This window comes from Nonomuraea aridisoli (assembly GCF_003236395.1).
In the GTDB taxonomy this organism is placed as follows: Bacteria; Actinomycetota; Actinomycetes; order Streptosporangiales; family Streptosporangiaceae; genus Nonomuraea; species Nonomuraea aridisoli.
The window spans coordinates 40,891-52,870 of record NZ_POUD01000025.1; the positions used below are offsets into that span (position 1 = coordinate 40,891).

Annotated in this window: 9 protein-coding genes; all 9 read left to right on the forward strand. The window is 75.2% G+C overall.

What is annotated here, in order from left to right; genetic code table 11:
* Positions 1-10: 10 nt before the first annotated feature.
* The gene (locus C1J01_RS09255) at positions 11-2,524 is read left to right on the forward strand and encodes a lantibiotic dehydratase (RefSeq protein WP_111178103.1); all 2,514 of its coding nucleotides are present in this window, start codon (positions 11-13) and stop codon (positions 2,522-2,524) included.
* On the forward strand, positions 2,521-3,384 hold the full coding sequence (locus C1J01_RS09260) for a thiopeptide-type bacteriocin biosynthesis protein (protein ID WP_111178105.1): 864 nt from the start codon (positions 2,521-2,523) through the stop codon (positions 3,382-3,384). Before C1J01_RS09255 ends, C1J01_RS09260 begins: the two co-directional genes overlap by 4 nt.
* A complete protein-coding gene (locus tag C1J01_RS09265) occupies positions 3,381-4,376 on the forward strand; it encodes a thiopeptide maturation pyridine synthase (protein ID WP_111178107.1) in 996 nt (331 codons plus the stop codon). Before C1J01_RS09260 ends, C1J01_RS09265 begins: the two co-directional genes overlap by 4 nt.
* Entirely contained in the window at positions 4,376-5,761 is a 1,386-nt protein-coding gene (locus C1J01_RS09270) for a SagB family peptide dehydrogenase (RefSeq protein WP_111178109.1), read from the forward strand. Before C1J01_RS09265 ends, C1J01_RS09270 begins: the two co-directional genes overlap by 1 nt.
* The gene (locus tag C1J01_RS09275) at positions 5,749-7,770 is read left to right on the forward strand and encodes a hypothetical protein (protein WP_111178111.1); all 2,022 of its coding nucleotides are present in this window, start codon (positions 5,749-5,751) and stop codon (positions 7,768-7,770) included. The genes C1J01_RS09270 and C1J01_RS09275 overlap by 13 nt, the downstream gene beginning before the upstream one ends.
* A 98-nt stretch (positions 7,771-7,868) precedes the next feature.
* Positions 7,869-9,596, forward strand: coding sequence for a TOMM precursor leader peptide-binding protein (locus tag C1J01_RS09280; protein ID WP_181448653.1), 1,728 nt, complete (start codon positions 7,869-7,871; stop codon positions 9,594-9,596).
* Between the two features lie 16 nt (positions 9,597-9,612).
* Positions 9,613-9,981: a hypothetical protein gene (locus C1J01_RS09285; RefSeq protein ID WP_111178115.1), complete on the forward strand. Its 369-nt coding sequence runs from the start codon at positions 9,613-9,615 to the stop codon at positions 9,979-9,981.
* Complete coding sequence (locus C1J01_RS09290) at positions 9,971-11,197, forward strand: coproporphyrinogen-III oxidase family protein (RefSeq protein WP_111178117.1); 1,227 nt, start codon at positions 9,971-9,973, stop codon at positions 11,195-11,197. The genes C1J01_RS09285 and C1J01_RS09290 overlap by 11 nt, the downstream gene beginning before the upstream one ends.
* Positions 11,198-11,980, forward strand: a 783-nt coding sequence (locus C1J01_RS09295) for a methyltransferase (RefSeq protein WP_111178119.1), incomplete at its 3' end; no start/stop codon positions are given.

The window sequence follows — 11,980 nt, forward strand, 5'->3', positions numbered from 1 at the left end:
GGGTGAGGGGATGGAGAGCATGCGGGTGGAGGCGGGACGCGAGATCGCGGTCCGGGTGGCGGGCCTGCCCTCGGCCGTGCTGGCCGAGCTGCGGCTGCCGCACACCGCCGAGCTGGTCGCGCACCTCACCGTGGAACGGCGCCGGCTCGCGGCCGAGGCGGCCGCGCTGTCCGGCGAGCTCTTCGACCTGATCGGGCGCGCCGACTCCGCCCGGGCCGCGCTGGTCGGGCTGCGGCGCGCCCTGGCGCCCGGCCATCGGCCTCCTTCGGCGCGGCTGGTGGAGCTGTGCCCGCTGCCGCCGCCGCTGGCCGAGCGGGTCACCGCGTGGCTGCGGGGGCGGCACGAGTGGGACGAACGACGGGCCGAGCTGGCCGAGGTGCTGGCCAAGGAGCACGCCGACGCGCTCGACCGGGTGCGCGCCGCCTGCTCCCGCCCGGTGTTCCGGCGCGGCCTGCTGCTGTCCGGTGAGGAACTGTCGGCGACGCTGGACCGCTGGCTCGCCGACCCCGGCCGTCCGCCGCGACAGGGCAAGGTGCTGCGGCTGGTCAAGTACCTCGCCCGTGCCTCCGCCAAGACCAGCCCGTTCGGCTCGTTCATGGTGAGCGCGCTCACCGGCTGGGACGACTGTCCGCTCGATCCCGCCGGTGCGCTCGATCCCGTCACGGTGGCCGAGGTGCCGGGCGCTTTCCTCGATGCCGTACGGGACACGCTGCTCGCCGATCCTCGGCTGGCGGAACGGGTGCCGTTGCGTGCCAATCCGAGCCTGACGCGGCTCGCCGGTGACGAATGCCTGTTCGTGCGCAGGTCGCCCGGCGAACGGATCGTCACGGTCAGGCGCACGCCGGCGATCGATCTCTGCCTGCGGCACGCCGGGTCGTCGCCGACCGCGCCACGCCTGGCCGAGCTGCTGGCCGCCGAAGGAGCCGAGCCTGACGACGCCGGCCGGTTCGTCGCCCGGTTGGTGGCGGCGCAACTGCTGATCCCCTGGTCGCCGGTCGCGGACGACGACCCGGACCCGTTCGGCGGCTGGGCCCGCTGGCTGGGCGACGCGCCCGAGTCGGGCAATGAGCGCGAACTCGGTGACGCGCCGCTGGGTCTCGCGCCCGAGTTGCGTGAGCTGGCGGCCGCGCTGCGGCCTGTGCGGCCCGGCCCGGACGACGGCCGTGAGCGCCGTGCGCGCGTCGCCGCCGCTAGCGCCGCCGTGGCCGCGCGGCTCGGCGTCGCCGCGCCCGCCGAGCCCGCGCACGAGATCGAGGTCAGCGCCGCCCGGCCGGCGCCGCCCGACCTCTCCGCTGAAGTGCTCGCCGACCTGGACGCCGTGCGCCGGTGGTTGTCGGTGTTCGACTGGAAGGTGCCGGTACGGGTCGAGGTGGGGGCGTTCTGCCGCGAACGGTTCGGCGCCGGATCGCGCACGCCGTTCCTGGAGGTGTGCCGGCAGGCCACGGCGGCGCTGCCGCACCTGTTCGGGCCGGCCGCCATGCCGTGGTTCCTGGAGCTGACCGGCGAAGACCGGCTGCGCGAGCTGGAGCGGTTGCGCGAGCGGGCCCGGGCGCTCGCCCGTTCGGCGACGCTGGAGCGCGGGCAGGTGCTGGCCGACACCGCCGACTGGCCCGCGTGGCTGACCTCACCCGCCGCCGCCGGCTTCTACCTGCAGACCCTGCCCGGCGAGTCCGCCGGGCTCCGCCCGCAGGGCCGGCCCGGCAAGGTCGTGGTGAACGCCGTGCACGCCGGTCACGGCCGTGCCTCCGGACGGCTGCACCACCTGCTCGGCCGCGCGGGCGTCGCCCCGGAGCGGCCGGAGCGCGCGGGGCTGCCGCTGGCCGAGTTCGGCGGCAGGTTCGGCTCGGCGCTCAACACCCGCACCCCGAGCACCGTCCACGAGATCGACCTCCCCGGCGCGGCGTCCGGCCGCGACCCCCGGCACCGGGTGCCGCTGGGCGAGCTGCTCGTCGAGCACGACCCGCGGACGGATCTCGTCTCGTTGTTCAGCGAGCGCCACGGGCGGATCGACCCGGTCCACCTCGGCATGATGGGCGAGCTGGCGCTGCCCGCCGTGGCCGGGTTCCTCGAACGCGCCTTCGCGCCCACGTACCTGTTCCACCCCAGCGTCCCGCCGCTGATCTCGCTGCGCGAGCTCGCCGGCACCGGGACGCCGCAGCGGTTCCCCCGGGTGTCCGTGGGCGACGTCGTCGTGCAGCGCGCCCGCTGGACGGTCCCCGCCGACCAGGTGCCCGCACGGTCCGGGCCGGACGGCGAGCACCTGCTGGCGCTGGCCGGCTGGCGTGCGGAGCTCGGCATCCCGGAGCGGTGTTTCGTCCGCGGCTGGAAACCCGGCGCCGAGCTGGGCAAGGCCCGCAAACCCGGCTATGTCGACTTCTCCTCCTGGCATCTCGTCGCGCTGTTCGAGCGGGAGGCGCGCTCGAACGCCGTGCTGGTCATCGACGAGGCGCTGCCGGACCCGCTGGCCGAGGGCGCCCCCGCGCACGTGACCGAGTACCACGTCGAGATCGGAGTGAGCCGATGACCTGGCTGGGGGTGCACCTGCACTACCGCGGCGACCTCGACGCGCTGCTGCGCGACGCGGTGGCGCCGCTGGTCCGCGAGCTCGGCGCCGACTTCTTCTTCCTGCGTTACTGGGACGGCGGCAGCCACGTGCGGCTGCGCCTGCGCGGCGGCGACCGCGACGCCGTCGCCGCCCGCATGCACGCCCACTTCGCCGCGCACCCGGCACCGGAGACCACGACTCAGGAGGAGTACGCCCAGGTCGCGGCGGTGCTGGCGGCCCGTGAGGGCGTGACGGACCACCTCACGTCGTTGCGGCCGAACAACTCCGTCGAGTTCGTCCCGTACCGGCCCGAGACCGAGAAGTACGGCACCGGGGAGACGTTGCGCGCCGTCGAGCGGCATTTCGCGGACTCCAGCCGGCTCGCGCTCGACGTCCTCGGCCGCCGCCCCACCGGCAACCAGCGTGAGCTGGCCGTGCTCGGCGTCCTGCTGCTGGCCTGGTACGCCTCCGGCGTCCCCGACGAGCGGCCGGTCGGCGACGTGGAGCTGCTGTGCCGGGGCTGGCGCGGCGGCCAGGACCTGCCCGCGGACCGGGTGGACGGCGAGTTCGCCACGGTGCGGGAGCGGGTGCTGCGGCTGGCCGGCTCGTTGCGCGGCCTGCCGCCGAAACCGGACGACCCCGGCACGAGCCTGCACGCGTGGGCGGCGACGTTCGAGCGGCTCGCCGCCGCGCTGCCCGCGCCGGACCGGCTGCGGGTGCTGGACAACTGCGCGCATCTGGCGGCCAACCGGCTGGGCGTGTCGATGGCGGCCGAGGTACGCCTGCGGCTGCTCGCGGCGCGGGCCCTGCACGAGGTCACGGCTTCGGGGAGGCGATGATGGGCTGGCGGCGGATCGACGTGGCGTACCACGATCCCGAGCTCGACGGCGTGATCCTGGCCGCCCGGCCGCTGTTCGCGCGGGCGCCGGGGCGGGCGTGGTTCCAGCGGCACTGGGTACGCGGGCCGCACCTGGAGTTGTGGTTCGGCACCGCCGAGCCGTCGTGGGACCGGGTGCGCGACGTGATGGAGGCTCATCTGCGCGCCCACCCGTCCCGCGCGCGCATCGACCCTGAACGGCTGCTGCCGCAGCACCGCCACCTGGCCGTCGCCGAGCAGATCGACGAGCCGCTGCTGCCGTTCTACCCGGACAACTCGGTGCACCGGGCCCTTCCGCGGTCCCGGGCGCACGTGCTCGGCGGGGCGGCGGCGGAGGAGCTGTTCCACGACTTCCACACCGCGGCCAGCGCCGCCGCGTTCGGGCAGCTCGACGCCGTGGCGGCGGGCGAGTCGCGGCTGGGGCTGGCGTTCGAGCTGATGGTGGCCGCCGCGCACGCCTACGCCGAGGGCGGCATCACCGGCGGGTTCGTGTCGTTCCGCTCGCACGCCGAGGCGTTCCTGGCGAACGTGCCGCACATGCGCGAACGCTGGGACGCCCAGTACGCCCTGCGCGCCGGCCCGCTGCGCGCGCAGGTCGCCGCCGTCGTGGCCGGGACGCCGCGCGGGCAGGCGTGGGTGGAGCTGCTCGACGAGTTCGCCGAACGCGGGAACGACCTGATCGCCTCCGGCGCGCTTCTCGTGGAGCCGGGCGCGGCCGTGGAGCCGGACACCGCGTTCCATCGGGCCTTGCGCGGTAACCGGGTCTGGCACGACGAGGTGCTGCGGTCGGGGCCGTTCCGCCGTTACCGGTTGTTGCTGAACCTGACGTACCTGCAGTTGTCGCGGCTGGGGGTGAGCGCCGTGCAGCGGTCGCTGCTGTGCCACTTCGCCGCCTCGGCGGTCGAGCAGGAGTACGGGGTGTCCGCCATCGAGATCGCCGTGGGAGGCGCCTGATGTCCGTGCAGATCGAGTCGGCCGTGACCCACCGGTGGGCGCTGCGGCCCGGCGTCTACCGGGCGACCGCCCCCGGCGGTGACCTGATGCTCGCCGCCTGGCCGCACGCCACGTTGCTCGGCCGCGCGTCACCGCGCCTGCTGGCGCTGCTGGACGCCCTGGCGGCCGGGCCCGTGCCCCTGGACGAGGCCGACCCCGACGTGGAGAGGCTGCGCGACGGCGGCTGGCTGGCCAGAACCGTCTCCTGCGCCGGGCGGGTCCTCTACACCGTCACGCCGATCGCCGCGCCCGCCGAGCCGCCCGCGCCGCCCGCGCCGCCCGCGCCGCCCGACGGCGAGCCGACGCTGTCGCGGTTCGCGGTGCTGCGGCGCACGGACGCCTCCGGCGGGCTGGTGCTGGAGATGCCCGGCTCGTGGTGCGACGTCCACGTGCACGACCCCGCGGTGGCCGCGCTGCTCGCCGACCCGTCCGGCGACGCCGGCCTGCCGGCCGAGGCCGCCGCGACGCTCCGCGCCGACCTGGTCGCCGCGGGCATGCTGGTGGCGGCGGGGCAGGACGAGCCGTTCGAACGGCGGCAGTGGGGCACGCACGAGCTGTGGTTCCACGAGCGCAGCCGGCTCGGCGACCGCGGCTGGTTCGGCGCGGGCTTCGGCGGCACGTTCTGGGCGCGCGGTGCGCACGAGCCGCCTCCCGCCCGGCCGTCGCCCTATCCCGGTGAGCCGACGGCCCTCGCCCGGCCCGACCTGGCCGCGCTGCGCCGTACCGACCCCACGCTGACCGCCGTGCTGGAGGACCGGCAGAGCGTGCGCGACCACGACGACGACCACCCGATCACGGCCGAGCAGCTCGGCGCGTTCCTCTACCGCTGCGCGCGGGTCCGGCTGCTGCGCACCCTCGACGGCTTCGAGTACGCCGGCAAGCCCTATCCGGGCGGCGGCTCGGCGTACGAGCTGGAGGTCTATCCGGTCGTGCGGCTGGCGGACGGGCTGGAGCCCGGCATGTACCACTACGACGCCCACGACCACCTGCTCCGCCCGGTGCGCGGCGCGGACCATCCGGCGGTGCGCAGGATGCTGAAGGTGGCCGCCGAGTCGTCGGTCGCGAAGTCGCCGCCGCAGGTGCTGTTCGTGATCAGCGCGAGGGTCGGCCGGATCCTGTGGAAGTACGAGGCCATGGGCTACGCGCTGATGTTGAAGCACGTCGGCGTGCTGCAGCAGACGATGTACGCGGTGGCGAGCGCCATGGACCTCGCGCCCTGCGCGCTCGGCAGCGGCGACGACCCCGCCTTCACCGCCGCCACCGGCCGGGACCGGCTCGTCGAGTGCGCGGTCGGCGAGTTCATGCTCGGCAGCCGGCGAGAGGAGACCCCGGTATGGCGGCTCTGAACCTGCTTCTCCGTCCCGACGCCCACTACGCCGAGGTCGACGGCGGCGTGTACGTCATCAGTCACCAGGGCGAGACCTTCATCTCCGGCGGTTCGCTGCACCGGTGGCTCGACCGCCTGGCGCCGCTGCTCGACGGCACCCGTACCCTCGACCGGCTCACCGAGGGCCTGCCCGCCGACCGGGCCGCGTTCGTCGCCCGGCTCGTCGGCACGCTCACCGAACGCGGCCTGGTCCGCGAGGTCGGCCCCGCCGAGCCGGACACCCTCACCGACGCCGAGCGGGAGGAGCACCGCGATCTGCTGTCCTACCTCGGCTACTTCCACGACTCGCCCGGGCGCGTCCTCGAGGACGTCCGCGACGTCCCGGCCGTCATCGTCGGCTCCGGGCCGCTGGTGGCCGAGACGAGCCGCGCCTGCGCCGCCGCCGGGCTGAGGAACGTCGCCGCGAACGGTGACGCGGACGGTGACGTGAACGGTGACGTGAACGGTGACGTGGACGGTGACGCGAACGGGGCCCGCATCGTGATCCACGTGGCCGAACGCGCCCGGCCCGAGCGGGCGGCGGAGCTGGAACGGGCCTGCGCCGCCTCAGGGGTGCTTCTCACGCAGGTCATGCCCGCGGGGGACGGCATCTGGTGGCAGCCGGCCGCCCGCGGCGGCTGCTGGGCGAGCGCCTGGCGCAGACACCACGCGCTGATCGGACCCGCACCGGACCGGGCAGGGCCTGCGTTGGATCCGGTGGTGGTCCGGGTGGTGGCGAACCAGGTGGCGCACGATCTGTTCCGGCTGCTGGCCGGGCTGCGCGCCGAGGACGCGCCCCGCATCGTGGTGCTCGACCCGAGGACCCTGGCCGCCACCACCCACCAGGTGGTCGCGCACCCGTACGAGCTGCCCGCCGCGCCGTCCGACGAGGCGGCGTTCCTCGAACGGATCGGCGAGCTGCGCGCCGCGCCCGCGCTGAGCGAGGCGGAGTTCTCCCGGCGGGCCAAGGGGCTCATGGACGCCGAGGTGGGGCTGTTCGCCGAGATCGACGAGGGTGATCTGGCGCAACTGCCGCTGCACGTGACGTCCACCTCGGTGTCCGACCCGTGCGGCCGGCTCGGCGCCGCACCGCGCCCGGTGGTCACCGGCGCGGGCCTGACCTTCGAGGAGGCCCGTTACCGCGCGGCGCTCGCCGCCCTGGCGTGCGCCGGCGCGCTGACACTCGACGAGCGCCGCCTGGTCGACGGTCAGGTGCGCGCCTACGACCTGGTGGACCGGACGTCATGCCTGCTGCCCGCCGAGACCGTGTTCGGCGGCCCGCCGAACGCAGCGACCATGCAGGGCGCGCCACCGCACATCGGCGCCGTGCCAGACGCACCGCCGGACGCCGGAGCGGTGCCAGGCGTACCGCCGGACGCCGTGGCCGGCGGGGGGCCGGGCGGCGATGCCGTTGCCGGGGCGTCGGCGGGGGTCGGTTTCCGGGTGCCGGTCGGGACCGCTGCGGCGTACTCGTGGGAGGAGGCCGTCGCGGAGGGGCTGGTCGCGCAGGCCGCCGCGCTCGCCCTCGACGCCGTCGAGCGGGCCGCGCGGCCGTACGGGCGGGCGAATCCGGCCGGGGCGCCCGCGTATCACCTGTCGATGATCGAGGCGCTGGGTGAGGAGCTGACCGTGCACGACGTCACCGGTCCGCTCGGCGTGCCGACCGTGGTGGGGATGTTGTCCGGCGGGGCCGTCGCGTACGGGGCGGCGCTGACCATGGACGGCGCGGTGGCGGCGTGCCTGCGCGACCTCCTGCTGATACGCCAGGCGCAGCTCAACGACCAGCCGGTCTACGCCCCGCCGCCGTGCCGGCCCGTCCCGCCGGCGCTGCGCGGCGACCATGAGGCGGCCGCCAGGCCCGAGATGGACGTGGACGGGCTCGCGGCGGCGATGGCGGCGGCGGGACACCGGCCGCTGGTGGTGCCGCTGGACCACGACCCCGCCGTCCACGCCGTCCTGCCGTTCGTCGTGCGGGTGGTGTGCCGGTGATGCGCGTACCCGAAAGTCATCCGAGTGCGCCGGCCACGGGCGAAGCGGAAAGTCGCCCGAGTGCGCCCGCCACGGGCGTACCAGGAAGTCCGACGCGGGTGCCGGAGAGCGGGGAGGTCACCGTGGCGCTGGGGGCGGGGCCGGTGCTGCCGGTGCGGACCGAGCTGGGGCGCGTCACCGTCGGGCCGCTGGAACGGCCGGGCGTTCCCGGGTGCCGTACCTGCGTGCGCATCCGAGGAAGCCGGGTTCAGCCCGACGGGCGCAAGGCGGAGGCCGTGCGGGCGCGGCGCGCGCCCGCGCCGAGCGAGTGGCTCACTCCGCTCGCCGCCGACCTGGTGGACGCGCTCGTCTCCGGCGAGACCGCCGCGCTGGCGAGCGGCGCGGAGCCCCGCACGGTCAACGCCGTACTGGAGATCGACCTCGGGACGCTGGAGGTCACCAGGCACCGATTCCTCCCGGAGCCGCTCTGCCCCTCCTGTGGCGGCCTGCCGCCGGACGGCCCGGCCGAGCCGGCCCTGCGCCCGCGGCGCAAGCTCGGCGGCGCCCCCAGGACCAGGCGACCGGAGCTGGAGGCCCTCATCGAGACGTACGTGGACGACCGTACCGGCATGATCCGGCCGCTGAAGGCGGGCGTGCAGGGCGGTCTCACGGTGGCGAGCGCGATGTTGCCGATCCGCGCCGGCACCGGCCTCGAGCCCGGCGTCGGCCGTACCCGCAGCTACGGCTCCAGCAAGCTCGTCGCCGTGCTGGAGGCGCTGGAGCGTTACGGCGGGGTGAGCCCCGGCGGCCGGCGCACCGTCGTCGAGTCCGCCTACCGCGCCATCGCCGGCCACGCCGTCCACCCCGACAGCTTCGGCACGCACCCGGAGGAGAACTACGACCGCCCCGGCTTCGGCTTCCGGCGCTTCACCGAGGACACGGTGTGCCGGTGGGTGTGGGGCTATTCCTTCGCCAAGGCGCAGCCCGTGCTCGTGCCGGAGAACCAGGTCTACTACTACGCGCGGCACATGCCGGAGGGCGAGCAGCCGTTCGTCTTCGAGGTCTCCAACGGCTGCGCGCTCGGCTCGTGCCTGGAGGAGGCGATCCTGCACGGCCTGCTGGAGGTCGCCGAACGGGACGCGTTCCTTCTCACCTGGCACGCCCGGCGGCAGGTGCCGGTGCTGGACCCCGCCCTGGCGGACGATCCGGCGCTGCCGATGCAGGCCGCCGCGATCACCGCGGACACCGGCCACCGGGTGCTCTGCTTCGACACCACGACGGAGCACGGCATCCCCAGCGTGTGGGTGATGGCCGTGGACACCGAGCGGCGCCCCGACCAGCCCGCCACCGCCCACGCCGCCGGGTCGGCGCTCACCCTGGAGCAGGCCGCGATGAACGCGCTCAGCGAGCTGGGCCCGCTGCTGGCGGACGTGATCCGCCGCTACCCGCAGGAGAAGGACCGGGCGCGGGCCATGGCCGCCGACCCGGAGCTCGTCACGACCATGCACGACCATTCGCTCCTCTACGCGGCGCCGGAGGCCGCCGCGCGGCTCGCGTTCCTCACCGGCCGCGCCGACGGCCCGAAGAGCGGGTTCGGCGACGACCGGTTCACCGGCGACGACCTCACCGCGGACCTGCGCGCCATGACGGACGCGGTCATCGCCGCCGGGATGGACGTGGTCGTCGTCGACCAGACCACGCCCGAGCACCTGGCGGGCGGCTTCCGCTGCGTGAAGGTGCTCGTGCCCGGCGCGCTGCCCATGACGTTCGGCCACGCCTACCGGCGGCTGGACAACCTGCCGCGGCTGGCGGCCGTGCGTACGACCGATCCGCACCCGTTCCCGTGACCAGGAAGGATCTCGCGTGTACGTCGCGATCGTGGCGTTCGACCTGAAGGACGTCGACATCGACTTCGCCGAGCTGCGCGCCTGGGTGCGCTCCCGGGCGGCCGACGACTACTCCAGGCTGCCGGGGATGCGCTTCAAGGCGTGGTTCTCCGACGAACGCAAACGGCTCTGGGGGGCGGTGTACCTGGTGGAGTCGATGTCGTCGTTCGACCGGGACAAGATCCCGCTGCTGCCCGACGGGAGGACGGGCCCGGTCGGCACGCGGCCGACGTCGGTGATGTTCCTGGAGCTGGAGGCGTTCGTCACCGGGCCCGACGGCCTGGCCGGGATCGAGGCGCTCGGCCGGCAGGGGCTGAGCCTGGTGGGAGGCGGACATGACCGCTGAGACGACCACGAGCGCGCTCCCGCTGACGGCGCGCCGGACGGACGAGCCGCTGCTGCTCTACGTGAACGTCCCGTTCTGCAACTCCAAGTGCCACTTCTGCGACTGGGTGGTGGACGTGCCGGTCTCCGACCTGCGGCTCGCGCCCGAGTCGTCGCCCCGGGCCGGCTACCTCGCCGCCATGCGCGCCCAGATCCGGGCGCACGCGCCCGCCCTGCGGGCGGCCGGTTACCGCGGCGAGGTCATGTACTGGGGCGGCGGCACGGCGACCGTCCTGACGGAGCGGGAGATCGAGGAGACGTACGCGTGCCTGGCCGCGGAGTTCGACCTGTCCACGTTGCGGGAGGCGACGATCGAGGGCAGCCCGGAGTCGGTCGACCTGGCGAAGCTGAAGCTGCTGCGCGGTCTCGGGTTCGACCGGGTGAGCCTCGGCGTGCAGTCGTTCGACGAGACGAGGCTGCGCCGGATCGGCCGGGCGCACTCGGTCGGGCAGGCGGTGAGCAGCGTCGAGGCGGCGCGCGAGGCCGGGTTCGGCAACGTCAACATCGACCTGATCGTCGGCTTCCCCGACCAGTCGCTGCGAGAGGTGGAGGAGACCGTACGGCGGGCGCTCGACCTGCCGGTGAACCACTTCTCCGTCTACGCCTACCGGGCGACCGAGGGCACCGTGATGCGCAGGCAGATCGAGCGCAGCGGCACCCCGATCGTGCTGGAGCATCAGCTGCGGTCCTACCGGCTCGCCGCCGGCCTGCTCACCGCGGCCGGGCATCCCGAGTACGCGGTGTCGTACTTCGGCGCTCCCCGCTGTCTCGCGGACGAGGCGTACTACCGGCTCAGCATGGACTGGATCGGCTTCGGCACCGGCGCGAACTCGCTGATCAACCAGCGTTACCTGCTGAACCATCGGGGCCGGATGCGCGACTTCACCAGCAGGCCGGCGGAGTTCGACGTGAACGTGCCCGCCGGGGCCGGGGCGCTCACCGTGCAGTGGCTGCCCAGGGCGCTCGGCACCGCAGAGGGCATCGACGCGGCGACGTTCCAGCGCCGGACCGGCGTGTCGTTGCGGGCGGCGTGCGAGGAGCCCGAGCTGAACGCGTTCCTCACGCGGGCCGGAGAGTTCGGCGACCTGGTGGTGGACCGCGACGGCATCCGGCTGGCCGACGACGACCGCTCCGACGTGTTGTCCCGGACGTTCGCCGCGATGGGCTGGGTGTCCTGAATGGACGCGATGCGCACGCTGCTCGCCGCCGCGGACCTGGTGACGCCGATGGCCCTGCGCGTCGCCGCCACGTTGCGGCTGGCCGACCACATCGCGGACGGCAAGGGCGAGGCCGCCGCGCTCGCCGCCGCCGCGGGGGCCGACGAGGCGGCGCTGACGCGGCTGCTGCGCTACCTGGTCGCGCGCGGCGTCTTCAGCGAGCCCGCCCCCGGCCGGTTCGGGCTGAGCCCCGCCGCCGAGCAGCTGCGCGACGGCGGTCCCGGGCGGCTGCGTGACTGGCTCGACCTCACCGGCCCGATCGGCCGCGCCGACCTGGCCTTCGGCGCGCTGCTCGACGTCGTGCGGACCGGCGAGCCCGGCTACCCGATGACCCATGGGCGGGGCTTCTGGGACGACCTCGCCGCCGATCCCGCGCTCGCCGCCTCCTACGACGCGCTGATGGGCGGCAAGCGCGACTGGGCCGCGACCGCGCTGGCCGGGCTCGACTGGCGGCGGTCCCGGCACGTGGTGGACGTCGGCGGCGGCAACGGCACGCTGCTGTCCTGCGTGCTCGCCGCCCACCCGCACCTGCGCGGCACGGTCGTCGACCGGCCCTCGTCGGCGGAGGCCGCCGGGGCCGTGCTGGCCGCCGCGGGGGTGGCGGACCGGTGCGACTTCCGCGCGGGCGACTTCTTCGAGCCGCTGCCGGTGCGCGGTGCCGACACGTACCTGCTGAGCTCGATCGTGCACGACTGGGACGACCGCCGCGCGGTGGCGATCCTGCGCCGCTGCGCGGAGGCGGCC

Excerpts from the sequence above, each read along its gene's own strand:
- C1J01_RS09255 (WP_111178103.1), top strand. The coding sequence starts at position 11 with ATGGAGAGCATGCGGGTGGAGGCGGGACGCGAGATCGCGGTCCGGGTG.
- C1J01_RS09260 (WP_111178105.1), top strand. The coding sequence starts at position 2,521 with ATGACCTGGCTGGGGGTGCACCTGCACTACCGCGGCGACCTCGACGCG.
- C1J01_RS09265 (WP_111178107.1), top strand. The coding sequence starts at position 3,381 with ATGATGGGCTGGCGGCGGATCGACGTGGCGTACCACGATCCCGAGCTC.
- C1J01_RS09270 (WP_111178109.1), top strand. The coding sequence starts at position 4,376 with ATGTCCGTGCAGATCGAGTCGGCCGTGACCCACCGGTGGGCGCTGCGG.
- C1J01_RS09275 (WP_111178111.1), top strand. The coding sequence starts at position 5,749 with ATGGCGGCTCTGAACCTGCTTCTCCGTCCCGACGCCCACTACGCCGAG.
- C1J01_RS09290 (WP_111178117.1), top strand. The coding sequence starts at position 9,971 with ATGACCGCTGAGACGACCACGAGCGCGCTCCCGCTGACGGCGCGCCGG.